The organism is Hwanghaeella sp., assembly GCF_965227365.1.
Lineage (GTDB): Bacteria > Pseudomonadota > Alphaproteobacteria > UBA8366 > Aestuariispiraceae > Hwanghaeella.
Genome location: NZ_OZ245754.1, coordinates 5,000,516 through 5,026,221, shown reverse-complemented (window position 1 = coordinate 5,026,221; position 25,706 = coordinate 5,000,516). Strand labels below are relative to the sequence as shown.

Here is a 25,706-nt window from a genome sequence, read left to right as displayed (position 1 = left end):
CCAGTAATGTCGGAGTGTTCTGATGACTTTATCCGTATGCAATCCCTCACCAGTCAAGGCGGTTACGGTACTGGCCGCCACCTTACTTCTTGCCGCCTGTGCCGGTGGCCGCACGACGACGACGGAAAGCGGATCGGGGCCGGTGGTGATGTCCCCCGCAGCCTATGCCGCCTACGAAGCCTATACCGCCAAGGCGGATCCCCTGATCTTCGCGTTGTCCGGCGACGGGAAGCACGCCTACTTCTATTATTGTCAATCCGTGAAGAAGGATTGCGACGAAGAAAAATACACCCAGTTAGCCGTCGACCGCTGTACCAGCCATGGCGGTGACCGGTGCTACATATTCGCCAGGCGCAAGGCCGTTGTCTGGCGCGATGCCGGAAACTGGAAACCGCCCGCGGCCAGTTGACCGGGCGGGCGCCGGGCATCATTTTTGTCGTAACACGGGGCAGGGAGGCGAAAATGAGCGCGAGCGACAAACCGGAAATGTCGGGCGGCCACGGGCACGAACATGATCATGAGCATGCCCACGGTCATCACCATCATCACGGTCAGAATTTCACGGACCCGCCGCCCGACCCTGCCTTGCGCGTCAAGGCTTTGGAATCCCTTCTGGTCGAGAAGGGCCTGATTGATCCGGCGGCCCTGGAAGTGCTGATCGACACCTACGAGACAAAGATTGGGCCGCGCAACGGCGCCAAGGTCATTGCCCGCGCGTGGACCGATCCCGACTTTCGCGATTGGCTGCTGCGGGACGGCACCGAAGCGATCCACTCAATGGGTTTCACCGGGCGCCAGGGCGAACATATGCGGGTGCTGGAGAACACGTCCACGGTCCACAATGTCGTCGTCTGCACGCTGTGTTCCTGCTACCCCTGGGCAGTGCTCGGACTTCCGCCGGTCTGGTATAAATCCGCCCCTTATCGATCCCGCGTCGTTTCCGACCCGCGCGGCGTATTGCGCGAGTTCGGCACGGAACTGCCTGAGAATGTCGAAATCAGGGTCTGGGATTCGACCTCCGAGATGCGTTTCCTGGTCCTCCCGATGCGGCCCGACGGCACGGACGGCATGTCGGCCGAAGAGTTGGAAACGCTGGTCACGCGGAACAGCATGATCGGGGTAGAATCGGCAAAGGCTCCGGCCTCCCCGGCCGGCAAGGAGGCCGCGGAATGAATGGACCGCACGATCTTGGGGGTACCCATGGGTTAGGCCCCATCGACCCGGAATCCGAAGCCGAAGAGCCGATCTTTCATGAAGACTGGGAGAAACGTGCCCTTGCCGTGACGCTGGCCATGGGTGCACTCGGTCAATGGAGCATCGACGCCAGCCGGTATGCCCGCGAACGCCAGCATCCGGTCGACTACCTTCGTAACTCCTATTACGAAAATTGGATGGCGGGTCTCGAAAAACTGCTGGTCGAAAAAGGCATCGTCACGGCGGAAGAATTGAGGAGCGGCAAGGCGACCGGCAAGGCAACGGCTCCATTGTTGGATCGCGTCCTGAAGGCAGAAGACGTCCCGGCGGTCCTGGCCAAAGGCGGCCCTGCGGACATGGCCACGGACAGCATCCCGCAATTCGCGCCGGGCGACGCGGTCCGCGTGCGTAACTTCCACCCCGTCGGTCATACCCGTGCGCCCCGTTACATTCGCGGCCATTTGGGTAGGATTCACGAACATTATGGCGCGCATATCCTGCCTGACCGCAGCGCTGAAGGTGAGAAGATCGGCGCGCATCTATACAGCGTGCGCTTCGAAGGCAGCGAAATCTGGGGTCCCGATGCGCCGGCCCGGGAAGCGATCTATGTCGACCTCTGGGAAGGTTACCTGGAGCCGGCTCAATGAGTGTGGCGGACAACGACCAGAACTTTCCCGAAATTTCCGGGATTTCCGCCAACGGAGACGGACCGGTATTTCGCGAGCCCTGGGAAGCGCAGGCTTTCGCCCTGACCGTGTCGCTGCACGAGGCCGGCCTGTTCTCCTGGGATGAATGGGCGGCGACCCTCAGCGCGGAGATCACCTCCGCGCAGGCGGCGGGGGACCCGGACCTCGGTGGCACCTACTATCGGCATTGGCAGAAGGCCCTTGAAAGACTGGTCATCGCCAAAGGAGCCACTCTGGGTGCTGAATTGGAAGACCGCGTCGAGACTTGGCGCCAAGCCTATCTCAACACGCCCCACGGGCAGCCCATAGAAATGTCGGCAGGACAATCCCCTCATCGTATCGATTGAGTCGTGCGACCTTCCTCCCTTTGGGTCAGGCGTAATCCATACGTATACGGTATCTATCTACCATTGGTTTTCGATGGAACACTGTCCGCACAATCTTACTACCGCATGATTATGCAATTTCTGACTCGTGTTAGAAAATGTCTAAAGTGTTCTGTTTTCGACATGTCGCAATCAGAAAACCTCGACAAAAACACTGTTATGGTGTTGTAATTTCAATACTTATTAGCGGCCCAAAACTATCCAAATTTCATGGTTAACAAACTGTTTTCACAGTAAGCTGATGTCAAAAAAACGGCGGTGAAAATTCACCGCCGCTTATTCAGCTCCCGCGTTGCGAAATTTTTATTCTACTTCAAGTAGCTTATCTCGCTGCTGCTCCAACGCTGCGCGATCGTCGGACCCTTCCGGCAAAACAGACACAGCCTTGTTGAAATAATCCGCGGCGACATCGCGATTACCCGCGTCCAAGGCACCGATCGCCTTGAACCACAGCGCCTCGACGTTATTGGGATCGATAGCAAGCACATTATCCATCAAGGTTTGGCTTTGTTCCGTCGTCGGCATGCCCGCCATGCTGCGAATCAATCGTCCCCGAAGCAGCATGACCGATGTCTCCTGCGGGAAGGCCTCCCCCGCTTTTTCCAAGGCAGCAAGAGCGTCCTGGGGGCGGTCCAGCACATTGTAGGACCGTGCCAACCGCATCCAGCCGTCAAGATCGTTTGGGTTCTCCTGCAAACGCGCGGCAAGGCCGTCGACCATTCCTTCGATCATGGCCTGCCTGTCCTCGTCCGACATCTCTTGCGCTGCGGCGACATCGGCGGCGGACGGTCCGGGCGCAGCACCGGCGCCGGGGGCACCCGATCCGGCACCGGGTGCCGTCAGGCCAAGTTCCCCTGCCAACCGCTGCAGTTCCGCCTTCGGCACCGGGGCACGGGCAAAAATCTCCAGCGCCTTGTCGAGTTCCGACTGCGCCTGTTCCATGTCACCCATGACGGTTCTGGCCCGGATCAAACGCGTCCAGCCCTGAAAGTCCATTGGATTGTCTTGCAGTTTCGCGGCAAGCCCGTCGACCATGCCGCGGATCATTGCCTGACGATCCGCTTCGGCCATCTGATCGGCTGCCGCGATATCTTCGGCTGTCGGGCCGGGCTGATCACCCGCCGCTACGGCCGGCGGCGGCGGTGCGTTCGGCAACAGGGCAGCGCCATCCTGACCGAGTTCGTCGGCAATCGCGATCGCGCGATTCCGAACCGTGACCAGCCAGGGTGCGCCGGGTTCGGCCGTCCAGGCGAGTTTCACCAATGCATCCAGGGCCGCCTGATGGTCACCGGCTTGATAACGCGCTTCGGCTAGATAGAAACTTGCCCTCGGGTCGCCATTGTCACCGATTTCCCGCGCCTTCTCGAAAGCAGCAATGGCGTCTTTGGTGATCATGCCTTCCGCCGCCAGCACCAGCGCTTCGCCCATGGCGCCATAGGCGTCGGACTCTTCGGGCGAGAGCTCTATCACTTTCGCGAAAGTTTCCGCCGCCTTCGCGAAATCCTGCATGGTCATATAGGTTCGGCCAAGCAGCATCCACCCATCCGGATCGCCCGGCTCATCCTCCAGCCGTGCCGCGAGGCGCTGGGCCATTTCACCGAGATTGCCCAAGTCGCGTTCCTGGGCCTGCCGCATCTGGGCGATCTCATCGGCGCGGGAGGAATAGGGGACGTCGGTCGCACTGGGTTGCCCAAGGGCCAGATAGAGCAAAACGGCCGACACCGGCACAGAGACGGAAACGACAATTCCGGTCATCCGGTGCAATCCGGTGCCCCAGCCCAAAACGGCGCCGCCGGCGCGCTTCGTATCCGCGGCAAGCAAACGGCGCGCGACTTCCGCCTTGGCGGCCGCGGCTTCCTGATCGCTCACCAAGCCTTCGGCCAATTCGCGGTCCAGTTCGCGCAATTGGCTCTTGTAGACTTCAACATCGTAATCCGCGGTCGTCTGGGCCTGCCGGCGCTGTCGAAAAAACGGCCAAGCAATCAGCGCCACCACCATAGCGGTGATCACCGCGGCGAGAATCCAAAACATATTTCGTCACCCTTTCCGGTGTTCGTCTTCCGCGGCCTTTTCTTCCTGCAGCAACGCCGCCAGACGTTGCTCCTCCGCCTCGCTCAAGCCGGGGCCGGCTGTCGCGCCGGGCGCGGACACGCCTGCTGTCGCACTGGCTGATTGCCGTCGCAGCCAAACGGCCACAGCGATCCCTGCGATCAGCAGGATTGCCGCCGGTCCGAACCAAAGCAGATAAGTCTCCGGCTTTACCGGTGGCCGAAGCAGCACATAATCGCCGTAACGGGCCACCACGAAGTCCAGGACCTCGTCATTGGAATCCCCGGCCACCAGGCGCTCACGAACGATCACGCGCAGATCTTTGGCCAGTTCCGCGTTGGAATCGTCGATCGACTGGTTCTGACACACAAGGCATCGCAATTCCTGCGACAGGTCGCGTGCGCGGCTCTCAAGGACCGGGTCATCCAGCACCTCGTCCGGCTCCACCGCCAGGGAAGACTGCGCGCCCCCGAACAGAATCGCGGCGGAGAGGATCAGCGCGGATAGTGCCGAAGTTGGGAACCGCATCATTTCTTCAACTCCTGGATCAGCGGCAGGACTTCATCTTTCATGATCGACGGCGTCAAAGGCCCGACGCGCTTGTAGCGGATACGGCCATCCTTATCGATGATGTAGGTTTCCGGCACGCCATAGACACCAAGTTCGATCCCGTTGCGGCCGGCCTCATCGAAACCGATCTGGCCATACGGATCGCCCAATTCGTTCAGCCAGGCGACCGCGGCCTGTTTTTGGTCCTTCCAGTTCAAACCGTAGACCGGAACCCCTTCCGTCTGCGCCAGCCGCGTGACCAGCGGATGCTCGGCACGACACGGTACACACCACGACGCCCAAACGTTCAGCACCTTCACTTCGCCCGAAAAATCGGCGGTCGTGATACCGGGTTTACCCTGCAGCAGAGGCGGTGCGTCGATTTGCGGCACCGGCTTGTCGATCAAGGCGGAAGGCACGATGCTGGCATCGTCGCCCAGGCGCACAAAGAAATAGCCGGCCATGGCCACGAACAGCAGCAGCGGCAGCAGAAAGAACAATCGGCTCATACGCGGGTCCGTTCCATCAGTTTACTCTGTCTTGAAGGCTGCGTGCCTTTGCGCCGGGACGATGCATCTCCAATCCCAAACCAACCCTGCCTAGGATCATTCGGCGGGCGCCGGTTGCGCGCCCGGTCCGGCCGACGATGACCGGCTGGCCTTCGGCGCGCCGATGCGCAGACGCCGGTCGCTCAAGGACACGAGCCCGCCGAGCACCATCACGATCGTTCCCCACCACAGCCAGGGGGCGAATGGTTTGCGATAGGCGCGCACAGTGATGCCGCCCTCTCCATCGGGATCGCCCAGTGCGACGTAAATGTCCCGGAAAAAGCCCGACATGATCGCCGCTTCTGTCGTCTCCTGACCGCGGGCAACGTATCGGCGGTTTTCCGGCGACAGCAGAGCGACCGGTTTTCCGCCCTCTTCCTCGCGGACCGAGAAATTACCGCGCAGCGCCATATAGTTCGGGCCGCGGACTTCCTCCGCCCCAAGGAATTCGATGTAATTCGGGCCGACCTGGATCGTTTCCTTCGGCCTCATGACCGTGATGACTTCCGTCGTCAGCAACGACGCCCCGGTCGCGCCCGCGACCAGGATGCCGACCCCGGCATGGGCCAGGGTCATGCCCCAGGCACTGCGCGGCAAGCCAAACAACCGTCCTGGAACTTTGGCCAGTTCCGTCCGGCCCAGGCCAGCGCGCTGCAGCAATTCACTGATGGCCGAAAGTATCAGCCAGGCAGACAGGGTCAGGCCAATAACGGCATATCCGGAATCGCCATACAGCAAGACCAGCGAGATCGCCGCGGCAACCAAGGTGACCGCCAGGGCGATTTTCAACCGGCCCATCACGGCCCAGAGATCCGCGCGTTTCCAGGATAGGTACGGTCCGACACCCAGCGCGATGAACAAGGGGATCATCAGCGGAACGAAAGTGAGGTTGAAGAAGGGCGGACCGACGGAAATCTTGTCGCCGCCCGTCACCTCCAGAAAGAGAGGAAACAGGGTCCCGATCAGCACGACGGCCGAGGACACTGTTAGCAGCAGATTGTTGAGGACCAGCGCCCCTTCGCGGCTGACCGGCCGGAACAAACCGCCGGCCTGCATGGTCGGCGCGCGCCAGGCATAAAGTGCAAGCGACCCGCCGATGGCGATCACCAGCAGCAGCAGGATGAAGACACCGCGCTCCGGATCGGTTGCAAAGGCGTGGACCGAGGTCAAAACACCGGAACGGACCAGGAAGGTGCCGATAAGGCTCATCGAAAAGCCGATGATGGCAAGCAGGATGGTCCAGCTTTTCAGCGTGTCGCGTTTTTCGACGACGATGGCCGAATGCAGCAGCGCGGTCGCCGCCAACCAGGGCATGAAGGAGGCGTTTTCGACCGGGTCCCAGAACCAGAAGCCACCCCAGCCCAACTCGTAATAGGCCCACCAGGAACCCAGCATGATCCCAGCCGTCAGACAGATCCAGGCAAGCAGCGTCCAGGGGCGGACATAACGGGCCCAGGCGGCATCGACCTTCCCTTCGATCAGCGCGGCGACCGCGAAGGAGAAGGAAATCGACAGCCCGACATAGCCGAGATAGAGCATCGGCGGATGGAAGGCGAGGCCGGGATCCTGCAGCAGCGGGTTCAGATCCTGTCCCTCGATCGGCGGCGGAAAGGCGCGCAGGAAGGGGTTGGACGTGAACAGCATGAACAGCAGGAAGCCAACCGAAATCATGGCCTGGACGGACAGCGTCCTCGCCTTCAGGCCCGGCGGCAGGTTCCGTCCGAAGAAGGCCACCAGCGCGCCGAACAGCGCAAGCACGGTGACCCAGAGAAGCAGCGAGCCTTCATGGTTTCCCCAGGCGCCGGACACCTTGTAGAGCATCGGCTTCAGGGAATGCGAATTCTGGAAGACATTGAGGACGGAGAAATCGCTGGTCACGAAGGCATGGACCAGGGCCGCGAAGGAAACCACCAGGACCAGGAACTGCGCAATCGCGGTAGCCGGTGCGACGGACATCAGGGCCGCGTCGTCACGCGCCGCACCGACCATGGGAACTATGGCTTGAACGGCCGCGACACAGAGGGCCAGAACCAGGGTGAAATGGCCGATCTCGGCAATGCTGAATCCGTCGATCATTGCGTTGCCTCTGCACCCTCTTCCGTGTGTTTCCAAGTACCGGCCCGTTTCATCGCCTCGACGGCTTCGGGCGGCAGATAATTTTCATCGTGCTTGGCGAGAACCTCATCGGCCACAAACAGGCCGGCATCGTCCAGTTTGCCTTGTGTCACCACGCCCTGCCCTTCACGAAACAGGTCAGGCAGAATGCCGGTATAGGCGACTTGCACGGAACTCTTCATATCGGTGACGCGGAAGGTCGTCGTGGCGCCGCTCTTCGCGACACTGCCTTCCTCGACCAGCCCGCCGAGGCGGAATTTGGTGCCGGGCTCGATCGCCTTCTCGACCACTTCTGTGGGGCCGTAGAAAACATTGATACCGTCTTCGAGCGCGAACAGCGTCAATCCAACCACAAGGGCGAAAGACGCAAATCCGACCCCGACGATCATCATCCGTCTTTGTTTCCGTGTTGCCGCTTTACGCATCAGGCCTCGGCCTCCAGTTCGGTTTTCTCAGCGGTTGAGGCTGCGGGGGGATCCGCCCTTCGTTCCCGCCGGCGGGCGCGGCCCGCACGCAAGGTTTCGACCAGTTTCTCATTCGCGCGCATACTGCGAATCGACTGGACTACGAGGAAAATCATGACAATGGCGGTCAGGCCGTAACACGGCCAGATGAAGGCGGCGTGTCCGCCCATTGCAAGAAACTCGCTCATCAGCCCGCCTTTTCCGCTTCGGCTCGTCCCATCTCAGCCCCGGCACCGGCCATCATGGCGACCCGAAGCTTGCTCGCCGCAATTTCGGACCGCAGGCGGATCACCAACAGCATGAGATAGAAACAGGTGAATCCACCCAGCATATAGAAAAGCGGTATCAGCATTTCCGTCGCGATGGTCGGTCCGTCCAAGCGGATGATGCTCGCCGGCTGGTGCAGCGTGTTCCACCAATCGACCGAGAACTTGATGATTGGCAGGTTCACGACGCCGACCAACGCCAAAATGGCGGCCGGCTTGTTCCCGCGGCCAGGCTCATCGAAGGCATTCGAGAGCGCAATATAACCGGCATAAAGAAACAGCAGGATCAGCATCGACGTGAGACGCGCGTCCCAGACCCACCAAGTGCCCCACATCGGCTTGCCCCAGAGCGAACCGGTCGCGAGACACAGGAAGGTGAAGGCGAGCCCCACCGGGGCGCTGGCCCGCGCGATTAGCTCGGCCAAGGGATGCTTCCAGATCAACAGACTGAGGCTGCTGCCCGCGATCACGCCATAGATCATCACGCCCAGATAGGCGGCCGGCACATGGATATACATGATCCGGACCGTATCGCCCTGCTGGTAGTCAGCCGGGGAATTGAACAGACCGTAATACAGGCCGATTGCGGTCAGTACCACAAACCCACCGATCGCGAACGGCAAGACCGCATTGGCGATTTTCATAAAACGCGTCGGATTCGCAAATCGATGCATTGAACGCTTCTAGCCCGGTTTCGTCGTCATGACACTGATGTGGATCAGAACTTGCTTTTTTTGACCGTTCTTTTCAACCGTACAGACCGTCACAAACTACTGAAAGGACGTGCGAATCGCCGCAGCCGCCGCCCAAGGTGCCAAGGGAAGCGCCGCGGCCAGTATCGCAGCCATCAATAGGAGATGTGGACGGATCGGCAATCCCGCAAGGGCCGCGTCCACCGCGGTCACGCCAAAAATGAGTACCGGGATGTATAACGGCAGAACCAACAAGGCCGTCAGCAGGTTCGCCCGACGCGCTCCGAGCACCAGGGCGGCGCCGATGGACCCGATCAGACTCAAGGTCGGGGTACCGACCGCGAGTCCAATGATCAGCGGCAGAAATCCTTCCGCGGGCATGTTCAGCATCACCGCGATCAGCGGCGCCAGGACCAGCAGCGGAACCCCGGTCGTCAGCCAATGCGCAAGGGCTTTCGCCAGAACCAGCATGGTCATGGGAATGGGTGACAGGGCCATCAATTCCAAGGCGCCGTCGTCGTAATCGGCCTGGAAAAGGCGGTCCAGCGACAGCATCACGGAAAGCAGCGCCAGAACCCAGATGACACCCGCGGCCAGCCCCGCCAAAACGTTCGGATCCGGCCCGACGCCGAGCGGAAACAGGCTGGCGGCGATAATGAAGAAGGCAAGCGCCAGCACGACGTCCGAGCCCTGGCGGTAAGCAAGCCGCAGATCGCGGCCCAACATGGCGAGAAATCCCCGGTTCATCTGCGCGCGCCCTTTACAAACCAGACCACTGCGCCGGATCCACGGCGAACTGGTCGATTGAGAGCGCATCCGCCCCATCAAGGCCGAGATCCACATGGGTTGCCGCGACAACCATGCCGCCTGCCGCGCGATGATCCGCGACCGCCGCGCGCAGCTTGGCCAATGACGCCGTGTCCAGACCGACGGACGGTTCGTCGAGAAGCCAGAGATCGGCTTCGGACACCAGCAATCGCGCCAGCGCCAAGCGACGTCTTTGTCCCGCCGACAGGTAGCGGCCGGGCAAAGCGCTTTGCGTTTCCAGCCCCATCGCGTCGATCGCCGTAGCGACAGGCTTGTCACTGCCGTTCAGCGCCTGCCAGAAGGCAAGATCCTCGGCAACGGTCAGCGGCGGCTTCACCGCCTCGGCATGGGCGAGATAATGCAGCCTTGCGCGATGGTCTTCGGGTTCCCGGTCGACGGAGACGCCGTCCCAGGCCAAATCGCCGACAGTCGGCGGGATCAACCCCGCCATCAAACGCAGCAGCGTCGATTTTCCACTGCCGTTCGGGCCGGTCAGCAGCAGGGCGCCGCCGCTGGAAACGGAAAAACCGAGCCCGTCGAAAACGAGCCTGCCGCCGCGAATGCAGGAGATATCGGTACCGGAAAAGGTGGCCATGCCGCATTAGACCCAAACCGCCCGGTTTCGCAACAGGGGAGGGCCCGATATCGAGTTGATTTTAGCGGATTTGGCAGATGTGAAGCGTGCCCCCATAAAAGGGGCGGCGGCCGCCGGTGGGGGAGGTACCGACGGCCGCCTTTTTGCTGCAACGGCCTGGTCAGGGCCGTTACGGGATCCTGATTGGGGGATGGATCCCGTTGAGAGGGGAGGTCTCAGCGCTTAACTATATGGGGTGTCCCAGTAACTTTCCCAGAGGTTGAATTAAGGCAATTTCAAGGCAGTTGATCACATAATCTTGGGTAGCCATTCCAAAGGCGGGAATCCTATCCGTAAGGATGGCAGGCATACTGCCTGAGGGCTAAATACTGCCCTCACGCTCAATGACCAGCACATGTGCAGGCCCATCCGGCACCGCCCTGTGTTCATCGCCTTCCGCGAAAGTGCAAATGTCTCCCGGCCCCATTTCCCGGACTGTCTCCGCCTCGCCGGCGCGGTGATACATTCGCACCGCGCCCTGCAGGACAACGAAGACTTCCTGTCCGTCATTGACATGCCACCGGTATGGCTGGTCCGTCCAATGCACCCGGACGGTCACACCGTCAAATTTCGCAACATCCAGGCCTTGCCACGCCTGCCCGGGCTCAAACAATCGGGGGTGGATGAAATTCACGCCTCAGACCTCATACAGATAGGGCGGCGCCGGGAAGTATTCGATACCCTGTTGAACCGCGCGCGCATAATCTACGCCCGCCAATTCGCCCACCAGCCAAAGCGACATGTCGATCCCCGCGGAAACGCCGGCCGATGTCACCAGATTGCCGTCGCGAACAAACCGGACATCGGAAAGGACCTCCGCGTCCGACCATTCACGCATCGGCTCGACGACGGAATGATAAGTGGTGATCCTTTTCCCTTTGGCGAGCCCCGCCTGCGCCAGAACCATGGCACCGGTGCAGACCGACGTGACCCAGGTGCAACCGGCGGCCGTGTTCCGCACCCAATCCAGCATCTCCTCGTCCTTGAGCATCGGCCGTGTTCCCTGCCCTCCCGGCACCAGAAGCACGTCGATTTCCGGCGCCGTCGCGAAGGAATGATCCGGGGTGATCACCATCCCCTTGCCGCAGGTGACCGGCGCGCCGTCCCTCGACACGGTAAAGACGGACAGCGGAACCGGCGGTTCGCCTTCCCGCGCAGCCCAGGAGAACACTTCCCATGGCCCGACGGCGTCCAATTCCTCAACCCCGTCGAAAAGCAAAATCGCAATTGCCGTCACTCGTTGACCACCCTTTTGAATCGTTCACGGTACTCCTGAGGCGACACGCCAAGGGAACGCTGAAAGGACCGACGCATGCGGTCCGCCCCCCCAAAGCCGCGCTTGGTGGCGATACGTTCGATCGGGAGTACACCATCTTCGAGATCCCGCCGCGCCGCATCGATACGGGCGCGTTCGACAAACTTCGCCGGTGTCACCCCCAGTTCCTGGGTGAAGGATCGGGCGAGACTGCGCGGTGCCATGGCCGCCTCCGCCGAGAGATCTTCCACGGTCAGCGGTTTTTCCAAATTATCGAAAATCCAACGCTGCAGGCGCTCGAACCGGGGTGAGGCTTTGGTCTGTGCGGAGAGTTCGGTGCTGAACTGGCTTTGTCCGCCGGGTCGCTTCAGATAGACGACCAATTCGCGAGCCGTCGCAAGAGCCACGTCGCGGCCGAGATCTTCCTCAATCAATGCCAGGGCCAGGTCGATGCCGGCGGTAACCCCGGCGGCGGTAATGAACTTTCCGTGGCGCACGAAGATATCGTCAGGCTCGACCGAGATTTGCGGATAGTGCTGTGCGAGCGTCGAACAGCAATCCCAATGTGTCGTCGCCCGGCGCCCGTTCAACAAACCCGCCTCTGCGAGTAGGAACGATCCCGTGCAGACGGATGCGGTCCGACGCGCAAGCGCCGAAAGCCTTCGCGTCGCCGAAAGCGTGTCCGCCTCCTTCATCGCGATGTCGATACCTCTGCCGCCGACAAAGACAATGGTGTCCAGGTCGTTGCCAAGATCGTCCCAACCGGTCTGCGCCAACAATGTGATTCCGGAAGACGCTTCTACCGGCCCCGCCTGCCGTGCGGTGGTCATGACCTTGTAGAATGGGTCACCGCCCAGAAGCCGGTTCGTCATCGCGAACGCCTCCAACGGTCCGGTTGCGTCCAATATCTGGAAGTCAGGGTAGAGAAGGGCTGCGATGAGTTTTTCCGTCATGATGCCGTCGGTCTGAACTGTTGAATACCACCCCGACGTAGAAGGTACCCGCATTCACGGATGGCGGAAATGTCAATCATCCGTCTTTTTCTGCCAAAACGGCGGAAAGGCGTTGCACTCGCCTGTCCGGCGCAATGGTATGTCGGAAATTCCCAAAATGCCGGATGGACATGCCATGCCTTCGCCGCACGATATTGCTACGCTCGCCCTGGAATCTGAAGTCGATTGGCCGCGCGATCTGGATCGCGCGCCCCTTCCCGGCCTGACGGAAATAGAGCCACCGCCCTGGAATGAAGTGCTGGGCCCGCTGTTTCCGCGCGGAGGTCCGAATGGCCTTGTGCTGAAGGACGGGAAAACGATCGTCGAATGGGGCGATCCCGATCGCTGCGACCTGACATTCTCGGTCGCCAAATCCTACCTGTCGATCCTGGCAGGAGTTGCCGTGGCGGACGGCCTGATCGCATCGCTGGACGATGCCGTGAACAAGACGCTGCCCGGCCCGGCATTCGACGGTGCTCATAACGGCGCCATCACCTGGCGCCATCTTCTGACCATGACCAGCGAGTGGGAAGGTGAGCTGTGGGGCAAACCGGACCTGATCGACCGGAATCGACAACTCGGCCCGGGCGCGGATAACAGCCGCAAGGGTCAGCACCGGGACCTGCAGATGCCGGGCAGATTCTGGGAGTACAACGACGTTCGCGTGAACCTGTTGTCACTCTGCCTGATGCAATTGTTCAGGCGCCCCCTGCCGGAAATCCTGAGAGAACGCATCATGGATCCGATCGGGGCGACGGGCGATTGGACCTGGCACGGCTACGAGAATTCCTATGTCGACATCGACGGCGTCAGGATGCAGTCGGTTCCCGGTGGATCCCATTGGGGCGGCGGCATGCGGATCAGCAGCCGCGACCACGCCAAATTCGGTCAGTTGATTTTGGACGGCGGCGTTCATGACGGACGCCGCCTGCTACCCGAGGGCTGGACCGAAAGCATTCGCCGCCCGACGCCGGTCAATGACGCTTACGGCATGCTCTGGTGGCTCAACACCGGTAGAGCGGAATGGAAGACCGGGCCGGAAGACAGCTTTGCGGCGATCGGGGCAGGCGGCAACATAATTTGGATCGCCCCGCGTGAACGGATCGTCCTCGTGGCGCGCTGGATCGACGCCCCTGCGGTCGATCCGTTGATCGAGAAGGCCTTGGCTTTGTAGACCTGCGGAGTTCAGGTGTCGTATTTCCGCTGGTCGTCTATGACTTTTCCGTCATTGGGCAGGCTGCCGGGGGCGACCAACTCGATCTTGCCCCGCAGTTTCAACTCGCGCTGGACCGTGTCGCCGACCGCGTCCGCGAAACCGTCGCCGACGCCTTCGGCCTCAACCTTGACGACCATGACATCGCTGTTGTCGACCAGAGTCACCTCGACACGGATCTTGCCGATTTCCGGATGGGTCTTCAGAACCCGATCGACCTGCGCAGGATCGACGAACATGCCTTTGACCTTGGTGCGTTGATCGGCGCGCCCCATCCACCCCTTGATACGCATGTTCGTACGTCCACACGGACTGATGCCGGGCAATACAGCCGACATGTCGCCGGTCGCAAAACGGATCAACGGATAATCGGCATTGAATGTCGTGACAACGACTTCACCGACTTCGCCTTCGGCAACCGGGTCGCCGGTACCGGGCCGGACGATCTCGACGATCACACGCTCGTCCACGACCATACCCTCCAGGGCCGGGGTCTCATAAGCGACCATGCCCAGATCCGCGGTGCCGTAGGATTGCAGCGTCGCGATGCCGCGTGCCTGATAGGCATCCCGCAAACTGGGGAAAAGTGCACCGCCGCCGACAAAAGCTTTCTTCAGGGAAGGCAGCGCGACATTCATGTCATCGGCGCGCTCCAGGATCTTGCCCAGAAAGTCCGGCGTGCCGATATAGCCGTCGGCGTTAAAATAAGCCATCGCCTGGACCTGTTGTTCCGTCGCGCCGACCCCGCCCGGATAAACCGTGCATCCGACGGCTTGCGCGCCCACTTCCATCATCATGCCCGCCGGCGTGTGATGATAGCTGAAACAGTTATGCGCAATATCTCCCTTTCGGAAACCGGCCGCGAACATGCCCCGTCCCATGCCCCACCAGTCGCGTCCCCGCCCTTCCGGGTCAGCGATCGGCCCGGGTGAGAGGAAGACGCGTAGCAGGTCGCGCGCCGGTGTCGCATTCAATCCGCCGAATGGCGGTTCCGCCGCCTGTCGGTCCATCAGGTCCGACTTGCGGGTCACGGGCAACGCGGTCAGGGCCGCAGCACTATCGATCCCCGCGGGATCGATATCGGCCAGTGCCTGACCGTAATAGGAGGCGTTCGTCTTGGCATGTGCGATCTGCGCCGGCAGCGCCGTGGCATGGTCCGCCGCGCGTTGATCCGCGGAACGGGTTTCCAACGCGTCGTAGTATTCGGTCATACTTCGCCCCTGGAAATGTTCGGGCGGCAACCCGCCGCCCGTCTTGGTCAAGTGGAACGGCCTAGAGCCAGCGTTTGCGTCGCTTGTAATGCTTCACTTCGCGGAAATTCTTTCGGCCCTGCGTGGACAGGCCGAGATAGAATTCCTTCACGTCCTCGTTGTTCGCGAGGTCGGTCGCCGCGCCATCCAGAACGACGCGTCCGTTTTCAAGGATATAGCCGTAATCGGCATAGCGCAGTGCGACGTTGGTGTTCTGTTCGGCGAGTAGGAAGGTCACGCCTTCCTTTTCGTTCAACTGTTTCACGATTTCAAAGATCTGCTCGACCAACTGCGGCGCAAGCCCCATCGACGGTTCGTCCAACAGAATCAGTTTCGGACGCGCCATAAGCGCACGGCCGATCGCGCACATCTGCTGTTCGCCGCCCGACGTGTAGCCGGCCTGGGAAGAGCGTCGCTCTTTCAACCGCGGGAAGTAGTCATAGACCATTTCGAGGTCGGTCTTCACATCGGACGCGCCGCCCCGTGTGTAGGCGCCGGTCAGGAGGTTTTCCTCGACGGTCAAATGTTCAAAACAATGGCGGCCTTCCATCACCTGCACGCAACCGCGTTTGACCATCTCGTTTGCGGTCAAATCGTTGGTGCGCGATCCGGCCAGATGAATCGTGCCTTTGGTAATCTCGCCGCGTTCGGCACGCAGCAGGTTGGAGATCGACTTGAGGGTCGTGGACTTGCCGGCCCCGTTGGCCCCGAGAAGGGCAACGATGCCCCCCTCGGGAACCTCAAACGACACACCCTTCAAGACCAGAATGACATGGTCGTAGATCACTTCGATATTGTTGACCTGCAAGAGCGCCGAAGCGTTCTTGTCCGTCACCTGGTCCGCATCCTGGGCTTGTGCGTTCACGGGACTGTACCTCCAGTCAAATCAACCGGTTACTTAACCGTCGGTCGCTTAGCTGCACGACCGCGGCGTGATTTTGTTTTCCGACGCGTACTGCGCGGATTCCTGCTCGATCAGCGGACCGACGACATCGGTCATGGCCGGGACCCAGTCGGAGATGATCTCCCACTTGTCGCCCTTCCACTGCTGAACCAGGATGGCCGGATTATCACCTTCGTGGTTTTCGCAGGTGATCTTCAGCGGGGGGATGTAGCCGGTCATACCCATTTCGGCGACCCGATCGGCCGTCAGGTTCAGGTTTTCCAGACCCCAGCGCATTTCTTCACCGGTAATCTGGCGGTTGCCGAACTTGGCCTGCGCCGTGCGGATGGCTTCGACGACATACGCCGCGTTGGCGAAACCGCGCGCCCAAAGCGGGTTGTTGTGCTCTTCCTGATCGGCGGAAGCGCCCTTACCCGCAGCATACAGAGCTTCAACATCCTTATAGGCATCGAAACCGGTACCGACACCATGGAAGGTCGCCGACTTGTAGCCGACCGATCCCTTGCCCGCCGGAACGACGGCGTCGTTACCACCGGACCACCAGTTACCGATGAACTTATCCATCGGGAAGCGGATATTGGCCGCTTCACGAACGGCCGTGCCGTTCATCGCGCCCCAACCCCACATGATGGCATAGTCGGGCTTGGTTTTGCGGATCTGCAGCCAGATCGACTTCTGTTCGGTCATCGATGCCGGCGGAACCGGATACTTGTCATAGGTGAAACCGAACTTTTCGGCCAGAACGTCGAGCGTCGGGATCGGCTCCTTACCATAGGGGTGATCCAGATAGATATAGGCAAAACGCTTGCCTTTCAGCGCATCCGTACCGCCCATTTCATTGGCGATGTATTGAACGACGGAAGTCGCCTGGCTCCAATACGTCGCCGGGAAGTTGAAGACATACGGGAAGACCTTGCCGTTCGCGGCGCTGGTCCGGCCATAGCCCATCGACAGGATCGGAATCTTGTCGGCGGTGGCCTTTTCGATCAGCGCATAGGTGATACCGGTCGACCACGGACTGTAAACGGTCGCGCCGCCGCCGGTACCCTTCGTGCGGTCATAGCATTCCACGCCGCGGTCGGTCGCGTAACCGGTATCGCATTCCTCAACCGCCAGCTTGACGCCGTTAACGCCGCCGTCGCGCTCGTTGATCATCGCGAAATAGTCGAGATAGCCGTTCGCCAGCGGGATGCCGCTCGGCGCATAGGCACCGGTGCGGTACACCAGCGCCGGGATCGGCTGATCGGCATATGCGGTCGCCGCGATCCCCGCCAGACCGACGGCGGAAGCCACCGCGGCCAAAGCCACTTTACGGAATTCCATGGACTTTCCTCCTTCTGTTCAATCCAACAAGGCCCGGACCTTTATGGTCCGTTCACCTTGATTTCCGTTGCGTCCCCTCGTTGTTAGGGCCCGAGGGTTCTTGCTTACTTCAAGGCCATTCCTAAACGTCACCGCGGGCGCCCGTCGCGTTGACATCAGTCCTTGTTACCGAGTGTAAACCGTTCCTTGACCGCGTGAAAACGGATCAATACGGGAACGGCCACATCCGCAATTTCTCCTTTGCGAGCGCCCAGAGGCGCGCAAGCCCATGCGGCTCCACGATCAGGAAGAACACGATCAGGCCGCCGAACACCATGAATTCGATATGCCGGATCGTCGCCGTCGAAACGTCGAGTCCGATCACACCGAAGAAGTTGTTCAGGAAAATCGGCAGGGTGAAGATGAAGGCCGCGCCAAGGAAACTACCCAGGATGCTGCCCAAACCGCCGACGATAACCATGAACAGAATTTGGAACGAACGGTTGATGTCGAAAGCCGACGGTTCGACCGTATTGATGTAGCAGAACGCCCAGAGCGCACCGGCCACGCCGCAATAGAAGGAGCTGATCGCGAACGCGCTGAGCTTGGTCTGCAACGGCTTGATGCCGATCAGTTCCGCGGCAATGTCCATGTCCCGGATTGCCATCCAGGTTCGTCCGACCCGCCCCCGAACGAGATTTCGCGCGACCAAGGCAAGCACGATGGTGAAGACAGCAACAAAGACATAACGCGCGGTCGCGGATGCCTCGGCGCCCGTGACAAGGAAGCCGAAGATTTCGCGCGGCGGCGCCGTCGGCACACCGGAGATCGAGTAGTTCACGAACCAGGGCTGCTTCTGAAACAGCCAGATCAGAAAGAACTGTGCCGCCAGGGTCGTGACCGCAAGATAGAAGCCCTTGATGCGCAAGCTCGGCGCACCGAATACAATTCCGATCAGGGCGGAGGACACCCCGCCGGCCAGTATGCCCGCGACGATATTGATGTCGGGAAAGGCAGTGACGAATTTGTATCCCATATAGGCGCCGGCGGCCATGAAGGCACCGGTCCCGAGCGAGACCTGCCCGGCATATCCTGTCAGGATATTCAGGCCGATGGCGGCAATCGAGAGGATGAGAACCGGCACGAGGATCGACCCGAGCCAGTATTCGTTCCCGATCAGAGGGACGACAAACAGCGCGAACACCGTGACACCGATGACGAAATACTTGTCCATCGGAATCGGCAATAGCGCCATATCCGCTTCGTAACTGGTTTTGAATACGCCCGCCTCGCGATAGATCATGCGAAACGCCCTCCTACCTCAATAACCGCCCCGTTCATGGGCAAGAAACCTGTCAAACCTGTGCGATCGTCGACGCGCATGGATTACACGCGCTCGATGATCTTGTCCCCGAACAGACCTTGCGGTCGGAAGAACAGGAACACCAAAGCGACGATGTAAGCGAACCATTCCTCGATAGCGCCGCCGAAGACCGAGCCCCAATAGACCTCGGCAACCTTCTCTCCGGCCCCGATGATCAGGCCGCCGATGATGGCACCGGGAATGGAGGTGAACCCGCCCAGGATCAGCACCGGCAAAGCCTTCAAGGCAATGACAGACAGCGAGAACTGAACACCCAGTTTCGCGCCCCACATGATCCCCGCGACCAGCGCCACGATCCCGGCAACGGCCCAGACAATAATCCAGATGTGATTCAGCGGAATGCCGATTGAGAGCGCGGCCTGGTGATCATCCGCCACCGCGCGAAGCGCCCGGCCGATGCGCGTGTAATGGAAGAAGAGCGCAAGCCCTGTCACCAACACGCCGGCGATTACCGCGGCAAAGACATCGGCCTGCTGGATCATGGCATCGCCGATGAACCAGACATCATTCGGAATTCCGACTTCCAACGGTTTGATTTCCGATCCCCACAGGGTTTCGCCGAACCCTTCCAGGAAAAAGGCCATCCCGATCGTCGCCATGAACAGAATGATCGGCTCCTGATTGACCAGATGCCTCAGCACCATCCGCTCCACCACGAAGGCAAGCGCGGTCATGATCAACATGGTCAGAATGAAGGCGAGCCAGATCGGCACGCCGAGTTCGATGAGGCCGACGAAGTTGAGTGCGGCGAAAAGAACCATCACGCCTTGGGCGAAGTTGAAGACGCCCGACGCCTTGAAGATCAGCACGAAACCGAGCGCAACGAGCGAGTACATGACACCCGCCATCAATCCGCCGAAGAACACCTCGAAGAAGAAATACGGACTGTCGACGATTTCGACGAAGGGTGTCACGAAGATGCTTTGCAGGAATTCCATCGGTACAGCCCCTCTAAGCAATCACTGGCGCAAAACGGCGGAAAAGGACGCGATTATTCATGGGTCACCCCCAGATATGCGTCGATGACCGCCTGATCCCCGCGCACCTCGTCAGGCGTTCCGTCCGCCAGTTTTCGGCCGTAATCCAGCACGACGACGCGGTCGCTGAGATCCATAACGACGCTCATGTCGTGTTCGATCAACGCGATCGTGGTGCCGAACTGTTCATTCACATCGACGATGAATCGCGACATGTCCTCTTTTTCCTCAAGATTCATGCCCGCCATCGGTTCGTCCAACAGCAGCAGGTCCGGTTCGGCCGCCAACGCCCGGCCCAGTTCGACCCGTTTTTGCAGACCGTAGGGCAGACGGCCCACCGGGGTACGGCGAATAGCCTGAATTTCAAGGAAGTCGATAACCTTCTCGACATGTTCGCGATGCTCGATTTCCTCGCTCTTGCCGCGGAACATATAGAGGGCCTGCTCCACAAGGCTGGCCTTCATCTTCAAGACCCGGCCGGTCATTATATTGTCCAGCGTCGACATGCCGCGAAACAGCGCGATGTTCTGAAACGTCCGCGCGATCCCATTCGACGCCGCAATATACGGCCGCATCGGCCGATAGGCGGTGCCCTTGAAATGAATGGTCCCTTCCTGTGGCTGGTAGAAACCGTTGATGACGTTCAGCATCGACGATTTTCCCGCGCCGTTCGGCCCGATGATGGATCGGATTTCGCCCTTGCGGATGTCGAAACTGATATCGTTCAGCGCCTTCACCCCGCCAAAGCCGAGGGTGATATTCTCAACGCGCAGGATTTCACCGCCGATGCGGCCCTGATGATCCGTGGCAATCACTTGAACACTACTCCGCGGCTTGGCTGAAGCTGGCGGACGGAGACACGGTCTCTGCGTCCACGATCTTGAGGTCCGCTTTCAGCGTCCCCTTGCGACCATCTTCGAAAGTAATCTCCGTCTCAATCGATGCCGTGGAGGCGTCGGAATAGAGACCTTCGATCAACGGCCCGTATTTATCCGCGATGAAACTTCGGCGGACCTTGCTGGTGCGGGTCAACTCGCCATCATCAGCGTCGAGCAGTTTATGGAGAACCAGGAAGCGTTTGATCTGCGAGCCGGCAACGCGTTCCTCGGAGGCGAGGTCGCGATTTACCTTGGCGACGTGCTCGCGGACCATTTCATAGACCTGCGGCAGGGCCGCAAGCTCCTGATAGGACGCATAGGCCACATTGTTTCGCTCGGCCCAGTTTCCCACCGCTTCCGGATCGATGTTGATGAGGGCCGCGACATAGTCCCGCCCGTTTCCGATGGCCACCGCCTCACGGATTTCCGGGAAGAACTTAAGCTTGTTTTCGATGTATTTCGGCGCAAACAGCGACCCGTCATTCAGTTTGCCGACATCCTTGGCTCGATCGATGATCTTGAGGTGACCATCGTCGTCGAGGAAGCCTGCATCACCGGTATGGAACCAGCCACCCGACTTTGCCTCTTCCGTTGCATCCGGATTCTTGAAGTATTCCTTGAAGATGCCCGGGCTCTTGATCAGGATTTCGCCGGTATCGTCCACTTTCAACTCAACGCCTTCCAGCGGCACGCCGACCGTATCCGGCTTGATCTGACCATCCGGCTGGATGGTGACGAAGACCGACGTTTCCGTGGATCCGTAAAGCTGCTTCAGGTTGATTCCGATGGATCGATAGAAGTCGAAGATATCCGGGCCGATCGCTTCACCGGCGGTATAGCCGATGCGCACACGGCTTAGGCCGAGGACATTCTTCAGCGGTCCATAAACCAGCATTTCGCCCAACGCATAAAGCAGCCGGTCCTTCGCCGATACAGACCTACCCTCAAGAATATTCACCCCGACCTTGCGCGCCACCTTCATGAAAAAGTGGAACATGTCACGCTTCAGTTTGCCGGCATCCTCGATCCGGATCGAAACCTGGGTCAGGATGTTCTCGAAGATCCTCGGCGGCGCGAAGAAATAGCTGGGTCCCAGTTCCCGCAAATCGGTCAAAACAGTGTCGGAGTTTTCCGGGCAGGCAACACAGAAACCGGCGATGTAGGACTGCGCGAAGGAGAAGGCGGTATCGCCGATCCAGGCCAGCGGCAGATAGGCAAGCACCTGATCGTCTTCCCGCAATCCCTCGAAGACCACTCCTGCGTAAGCGGCCTTCAGCATGTTGTCATAGGTCAGCAGAACGCCTTTGGGGTTGCCCGTGGTACCGGAGGTGTAGGGAATGATGCAGACATCATCGCCTTTACCCTTATCCACTTCCACATCCACCGCGCCTGGATTCTTGGCCAAATATTCCTGGCCCCGCTTGCGGACATCTTCGTAGTCGAAAAGGAAATCCTGCTGATAGTCCCGAACACCGCGCTGGTCGTCATAGATGACGAATTCCAAGGTCGAAAGATGCTCCTTCAGGTAGATGAGCTTGTCGACCTGCTCCTGATCTTCCGCGAGCGCGAAACGGACCTCAGCGTGTTCCAGCGGGAACTTCATCTCATCGGCGACGGAATCCTGATAGATCGGCACCGGGACGGCGCCGACGGATTGAGCAATCGCGATCATCCAATAGAGTCGAGGGCGGTTGTCGCCGATGATGGCAATTCGGTCGCCTCGCTGCACGCCCATGTCGAGCAAGCCGGCGGCCATGCCAAAGACCTCGTCCTTTACTTCGGACCAGGTCCAGGATTGCCATATCCCCAGATCCTTTTCACGCGCGGCCGGTTTTTTGGCGCGATGCTCCGCATTGTACCGAAGCAGCTTCGGGAACGTATCGTAGGTCTTTATATCGGGAAGCGCAGATGCGCCCGACGCAGCCGACATTCCATTTTCCTCCCTGAACGCAGACCTCTTTTTTGATTGGGTCCGTCTGTTCAAAAAACATCCACTTTCGTGATGACGAAGCAACAGTCGTCCCACGCACCACACCCGTCAAGTTCATAATTGACGCGCGTACCCGGTTACCAAAACCTGAAACTCGACCCCGTCGGGGCGTTGAGATCGCCCCTGATCCCTGGTCCGAATTTACATCGCGGCAGCCTCAAGGAGGCTAGTGATTACGCAAGGTCGCCGGAAGAATCTGTCAACCAGACGACAATTCGCGCAATTATTGTGGGAGTATACCGAAAAGACGGAAACAATCGGCGGAAAACTTAGCGTCCTGGGCCACGCCCTCTTATTCGGCACCGTATGTTTTCAAGCGATCCAGGTCGATGATCGTGATCCCGCCATATTCCGAACGGATCAATCCCTGCTCCTGCAAGGTACGGATCGCCTGGTTCGCCGTCGGACGGGAAACCCCTGCAAGCAGGCCGAGCTCCTCCTGCGTCAGGTCCAGGTGCCGACCCGAATCCGGATAGAGAACCGGATTGATCATGAAGGCGACGGCGCGCGCCACACGGCCGGTGGCATCCAACATACGGTCGTTTTCCAGAAGTCCTATGAAGTGGCCCAGCCTCTCATTCATCTGAACCACGAGGAAACGCGCAAAGGCGCCACTGTTTTCGAACAGCCACATGAAGGTGGACCGGTCTATCATTGCCAGATTGGAGGCGCGAATCGCGACAATATCGTAGCGGCGCATTTCGTTCTTCAGCACCGTCCCCTCACCGAACCAACCGCCCGAATGGACGCCGCTGAGCGAAACTTCCTTCCCTTCGCGGGAGATCGTCCTCATTTTCAACAACCCGTCGGCCACGCCCATCCAGTGATCGAAACGGTGCCCCATCTCGCAAACCACCGCACCGGCCGGGTATCGCCGCTCTACCACGCTGGATCGCACCCGTTCCAGCGCCTCCGGTTCCAGATCGCGGGACCAAGCAGCAATAGTGTGCAGACGGTCGGCGTCAATCATGCGCACCACCCCTGCGTATACCGGCTTTCAGTGATGTCCGGGCGAAACCGAATCAATACAATCAAAGCGTCCTCGATTTCGAAATTTTCAAATTAGAACAAGCTTCTGCGCCAGCCGCGCGCCAGTCGAACACCCGCGTTGTCATGATGCGCGCTGGGAAACTCAGCGGCAAGCAGGAACGCACTGAAACATCAATTGCAACGCGGCGTTGCTTCCGCTTCCACCAGGTGCCGTCAGGCCCTATACTGTCGGCATGCATGATCGCGCAAATCACTTCGGTCAGATGGACAAGCTGACCCTGATCTCGCTGGCCGGCACGGTGGCGGTGGTGTTGGTTGTCGTTCTGCTATTCACCGTACCCGGGTTGGACGGGCTGCTTACAGCCGGTTATGACACGATGTACAGCGCCATGAACTACATGGCGGAAATGTGCCGGTTCTGAACCCGCCAATTCGTTACGTCATAGCAACTGTCTGATCGCCGCGGCCATCTGCGCCGGCGTTATCTCATGCGCCATCACAGCGGCAAGTTTCCACTCCGCGTCCATCAGATAGTAGTAGGAAGAATGGTCGACGAGATAATCTTCGTCGCCTCTCCCCTTGTCCCGGGCCAGATAGACCACACGGAAGGCCTTTGTGGCCGCGGCAATCTGTTCCGCGCTTCCCGTCAAGCCGACCATCTGGGCGTGAAAGGCTGCGGCATAGTCGCCGACGACCTCGATGCCGTCGCGTTTCGGGTCGACCGTGATGAAAATCGGCGTCACCGCCTGTCCGTCGCCTTCAAGCAGATCGAGCGCCTCCGCGACCACCTGCAGACTGGTGGGACAGACATCCGGGCAAAACGTATAGCCGAAATAGATCACGGCGGGCCCGCCGGCGAAATCCTGCTCCGTCACCTCCTGGCCGTCGGCGCCGACCAGGGTGATCGGCCCGCCGATGGCGGCATCGGTCTGTATCAGACCGGGACCCGAGACCGTTTTCGGTTCGGTCGCCTCCCGCCACAATATCCACCCAGCCGTCCCCAATGCGGGAACGACGAAAATGAACCAGATCAATCCGGTGCCGAGGAATCGTTTCATGCCTGTCACGCTAGCGTCTGGCCGGTTTGCCGGCCAATCACAGAAAGGCGATGGCCGGTTTTCGTGTCACGCTGAAAACGGCCGCGCAAAGGTACGGAAGAAGGGTTAAGAAAGCCCGTGTCGGCCCATGGCCAGGAATTTTTCCCGGCGGCGGGCGCGAAGTGCGCCCGGTTCCATGGCGCAAAACTCGTTCAGCGCCGCTTCCACCGCGTCGCCAACCTTGTCAATCGCCTCGTCGGGCTCGCGATGGGCGCCGCCCACCGGCTCCTTGATCACCTTGTCGATGACCTTCAGTTTCTCCAGGTCCTGCGCGGTGAGGCGCAGGGCCTCCGCCGCGGTCTGCGCTTCTTCGGCACTACGCCAAAGGATAGAGGCGCAGCCTTCGGGCGAAATTACCGAGTAAACGGAATTCTCAAGCATGAAGACAGCGTCGCCAGCGGCCAGGGCAATGGCCCCGCCGGAGCCGCCCTCGCCAATGATGGTGGCAATCAGGGGAACCCGTATATTGAGGCAGTGCTCAATCGACCGCGCAATGGCTTCCGATTGCCCGCGCTCTTCCGCGCCGACACCAGGATAGGCACCCGGCGTGTCGACCAGGGTTACGACAGGCAGATGGAAGCGTTCGGCCAATTCCATCAATCGCTGGGCCTTGCGGTACCCTTCCGGACGCGCCATCCCAAAATTGTGTTTGATGCGCGATTGCGTATCGCCGCCCTTCTCATGCCCCATCACGACGCAGGATCGGCCCCGGAACCGGCCTATCCCGCACAAGATTGCGTGGTCGTCTGCAAAGGAACGGTCACCCGCCAATGGCTGATAATCAGTGAACAGGCGTTCCACATAGCTCTTGAAATGGGGGCGGTCCGGATGGCGCGCGACCTGCACCTTCTGCCATGGGGTCAGTTTCGCATAGGTCGTGTTGATAAGCTTGTCGACCTTGCCCTGAAGCTTGCCAACCTCATCGGCAATGTTCACTTCACCCGTATCGGCGAGGTGGCGCAACTCTTCGATTTTGCCTTCCAGCTCCGCGATCGGCTGTTCGAAATCCAGGAAATTGCGCATGGGGCAGACGCCGTCCTCACTATGTAGCTGCGTTCAAGGGCCGAAAAGAGGCCCCCGACTA

General features: G+C 60.1%; 28 protein-coding genes. 6 read left to right on the top strand and 22 right to left on the bottom strand.

Annotated elements, in window-relative coordinates:
* The first annotated feature begins 22 nt into the window (after positions 1-22).
* From ACQK2G_RS23105 to ACQK2G_RS23090, 4 genes are read left to right on the top strand one after another with little or no spacing between them, the layout of a single operon-like run.
* Positions 23-409 (top strand): hypothetical protein, encoded by a 387-nt coding sequence (locus ACQK2G_RS23105; protein WP_425407397.1) that lies wholly within the window; start codon positions 23-25, stop codon positions 407-409.
* Between the two features lie 53 nt (positions 410-462).
* Positions 463-1,173, top strand: coding sequence for a nitrile hydratase subunit alpha (nthA, locus tag ACQK2G_RS23100; RefSeq protein WP_425407396.1), 711 nt, complete (start codon positions 463-465; stop codon positions 1,171-1,173).
* Positions 1,170-1,841, top strand: coding sequence for a nitrile hydratase subunit beta (nthB, locus tag ACQK2G_RS23095; protein ID WP_425407395.1), 672 nt, complete (start codon positions 1,170-1,172; stop codon positions 1,839-1,841). The genes nthA and nthB overlap by 4 nt, the downstream gene beginning before the upstream one ends.
* Complete coding sequence (locus tag ACQK2G_RS23090; RefSeq protein ID WP_425407394.1) at positions 1,838-2,227, top strand: nitrile hydratase accessory protein; 390 nt, start codon at positions 1,838-1,840, stop codon at positions 2,225-2,227. The genes nthB and ACQK2G_RS23090 overlap by 4 nt, the downstream gene beginning before the upstream one ends.
* Before the next feature lie 342 nt (positions 2,228-2,569).
* Here ACQK2G_RS23090 and ccmI read toward each other — a convergent pair whose 3' ends face one another.
* The 12 genes from ccmI to ACQK2G_RS23030 all read right to left on the bottom strand — a co-directional run bounded on the left by ccmI (position 2,570) and on the right by ACQK2G_RS23030 (position 12,598).
* Entirely contained in the window at positions 2,570-4,297 is a 1,728-nt protein-coding gene (gene ccmI, locus ACQK2G_RS23085; RefSeq protein WP_425407393.1) for a c-type cytochrome biogenesis protein CcmI, read from the bottom strand.
* Between the two features lie 6 nt (positions 4,298-4,303).
* On the bottom strand, positions 4,304-4,846 hold the full coding sequence (locus ACQK2G_RS23080) for a cytochrome c-type biogenesis protein (RefSeq protein ID WP_425407392.1): 543 nt from the start codon (positions 4,844-4,846) through the stop codon (positions 4,304-4,306).
* A complete protein-coding gene (locus tag ACQK2G_RS23075; protein WP_425407391.1) occupies positions 4,843-5,373 on the bottom strand; it encodes a DsbE family thiol:disulfide interchange protein in 531 nt (176 codons plus the stop codon). Before ACQK2G_RS23075 ends, ACQK2G_RS23080 begins: the two co-directional genes overlap by 4 nt.
* 96 nt (positions 5,374-5,469) lie before the next feature.
* The gene (locus ACQK2G_RS23070; protein WP_425407390.1) at positions 5,470-7,488 is read right to left on the bottom strand and encodes a heme lyase CcmF/NrfE family subunit; all 2,019 of its coding nucleotides are present in this window, start codon (positions 7,486-7,488) and stop codon (positions 5,470-5,472) included.
* The gene (gene ccmE, locus ACQK2G_RS23065; protein ID WP_425407389.1) at positions 7,485-7,952 is read right to left on the bottom strand and encodes a cytochrome c maturation protein CcmE; all 468 of its coding nucleotides are present in this window, start codon (positions 7,950-7,952) and stop codon (positions 7,485-7,487) included. The genes ACQK2G_RS23070 and ccmE overlap by 4 nt, the downstream gene beginning before the upstream one ends.
* A complete protein-coding gene (gene ccmD / locus ACQK2G_RS23060) occupies positions 7,952-8,179 on the bottom strand; it encodes a heme exporter protein CcmD (RefSeq protein ID WP_425407388.1) in 228 nt (75 codons plus the stop codon). Before ccmD ends, ccmE begins: the two co-directional genes overlap by 1 nt.
* Positions 8,179-8,931, bottom strand: coding sequence for a heme ABC transporter permease (locus ACQK2G_RS23055; RefSeq protein ID WP_425407387.1), 753 nt, complete (start codon positions 8,929-8,931; stop codon positions 8,179-8,181). Before ACQK2G_RS23055 ends, ccmD begins: the two co-directional genes overlap by 1 nt.
* Before the next feature lie 96 nt (positions 8,932-9,027).
* The gene (gene ccmB, locus ACQK2G_RS23050) at positions 9,028-9,696 is read right to left on the bottom strand and encodes a heme exporter protein CcmB (protein WP_425407386.1); all 669 of its coding nucleotides are present in this window, start codon (positions 9,694-9,696) and stop codon (positions 9,028-9,030) included.
* 13 nt (positions 9,697-9,709) lie between these two features.
* The gene (gene ccmA / locus ACQK2G_RS23045; protein ID WP_425407385.1) at positions 9,710-10,351 is read right to left on the bottom strand and encodes a heme ABC exporter ATP-binding protein CcmA; all 642 of its coding nucleotides are present in this window, start codon (positions 10,349-10,351) and stop codon (positions 9,710-9,712) included.
* A 361-nt stretch (positions 10,352-10,712) separates the two neighbouring features.
* Positions 10,713-11,024, bottom strand: a complete 312-nt coding sequence (locus tag ACQK2G_RS23040) for a cupin domain-containing protein (protein ID WP_425407384.1) — start codon at positions 11,022-11,024, stop codon at positions 10,713-10,715.
* A gap of 3 nt (positions 11,025-11,027) precedes the next feature.
* A complete protein-coding gene (locus ACQK2G_RS23035; protein ID WP_425407383.1) occupies positions 11,028-11,627 on the bottom strand; it encodes a DJ-1/PfpI family protein in 600 nt (199 codons plus the stop codon).
* Positions 11,624-12,598, bottom strand: coding sequence for a GlxA family transcriptional regulator (locus ACQK2G_RS23030; RefSeq protein ID WP_425407382.1), 975 nt, complete (start codon positions 12,596-12,598; stop codon positions 11,624-11,626). Before ACQK2G_RS23030 ends, ACQK2G_RS23035 begins: the two co-directional genes overlap by 4 nt.
* Positions 12,599-12,773: 175 nt before the next feature.
* On the opposite strand from ACQK2G_RS23030, the gene ACQK2G_RS23025 reads away from it, so the two are divergent.
* Complete coding sequence (locus ACQK2G_RS23025; RefSeq protein ID WP_425407381.1) at positions 12,774-13,811, top strand: serine hydrolase domain-containing protein; 1,038 nt, start codon at positions 12,774-12,776, stop codon at positions 13,809-13,811.
* 11 nt (positions 13,812-13,822) lie between these two features.
* Here ACQK2G_RS23025 and ACQK2G_RS23020 read toward each other — a convergent pair whose 3' ends face one another.
* From ACQK2G_RS23020 to ACQK2G_RS22985, 8 genes are all read right to left on the bottom strand, one after another.
* Complete coding sequence (locus ACQK2G_RS23020; RefSeq protein WP_425407380.1) at positions 13,823-15,061, bottom strand: phenylacetate--CoA ligase family protein; 1,239 nt, start codon at positions 15,059-15,061, stop codon at positions 13,823-13,825.
* A gap of 61 nt (positions 15,062-15,122) precedes the next feature.
* Complete coding sequence (locus tag ACQK2G_RS23015) at positions 15,123-15,965, bottom strand: ABC transporter ATP-binding protein (RefSeq protein WP_425407379.1); 843 nt, start codon at positions 15,963-15,965, stop codon at positions 15,123-15,125.
* A gap of 48 nt (positions 15,966-16,013) precedes the next feature.
* Positions 16,014-17,327, bottom strand: coding sequence for an ABC transporter substrate-binding protein (locus ACQK2G_RS23010; protein WP_425407378.1), 1,314 nt, complete (start codon positions 17,325-17,327; stop codon positions 16,014-16,016).
* Between the two features lie 205 nt (positions 17,328-17,532).
* Positions 17,533-18,609, bottom strand: coding sequence for a branched-chain amino acid ABC transporter permease (locus tag ACQK2G_RS23005; RefSeq protein ID WP_425407377.1), 1,077 nt, complete (start codon positions 18,607-18,609; stop codon positions 17,533-17,535).
* 83 nt (positions 18,610-18,692) lie between these two features.
* Positions 18,693-19,628, bottom strand: coding sequence for a branched-chain amino acid ABC transporter permease (locus tag ACQK2G_RS23000; RefSeq protein WP_425407376.1), 936 nt, complete (start codon positions 19,626-19,628; stop codon positions 18,693-18,695).
* Between the two features lie 53 nt (positions 19,629-19,681).
* Positions 19,682-20,482, bottom strand: coding sequence for an ABC transporter ATP-binding protein (locus ACQK2G_RS22995; RefSeq protein WP_425407375.1), 801 nt, complete (start codon positions 20,480-20,482; stop codon positions 19,682-19,684).
* Positions 20,483-20,489: 7 nt separating this feature from the next.
* Positions 20,490-22,475 carry an AMP-binding protein gene (locus tag ACQK2G_RS22990; protein WP_425407374.1) on the bottom strand — a complete coding sequence of 662 codons (1,986 nt, stop codon included), beginning with the start codon at positions 22,473-22,475 and terminating at the stop codon, positions 20,490-20,492.
* Positions 22,476-22,827: 352 nt separating this feature from the next.
* Positions 22,828-23,505, bottom strand: a complete 678-nt coding sequence (locus ACQK2G_RS22985) for a Crp/Fnr family transcriptional regulator (RefSeq protein WP_425407373.1) — start codon at positions 23,503-23,505, stop codon at positions 22,828-22,830.
* A 253-nt stretch (positions 23,506-23,758) separates the two neighbouring features.
* On the opposite strand from ACQK2G_RS22985, the gene ACQK2G_RS22980 reads away from it, so the two are divergent.
* The gene (locus tag ACQK2G_RS22980) at positions 23,759-23,947 is read left to right on the top strand and encodes a hypothetical protein (RefSeq protein WP_425407372.1); all 189 of its coding nucleotides are present in this window, start codon (positions 23,759-23,761) and stop codon (positions 23,945-23,947) included.
* Between the two features lie 18 nt (positions 23,948-23,965).
* On the opposite strand, the gene ACQK2G_RS22975 is transcribed toward ACQK2G_RS22980, so the two are convergent.
* Entirely contained in the window at positions 23,966-24,583 is a 618-nt protein-coding gene (locus ACQK2G_RS22975) for an SCO family protein (RefSeq protein ID WP_425407371.1), read from the bottom strand.
* Between the two features lie 105 nt (positions 24,584-24,688).
* Entirely contained in the window at positions 24,689-25,645 is a 957-nt protein-coding gene (locus ACQK2G_RS22970) for an acetyl-CoA carboxylase carboxyltransferase subunit alpha (protein ID WP_425407370.1), read from the bottom strand.
* Between the last annotated feature and the right edge of the window lie 61 nt (positions 25,646-25,706).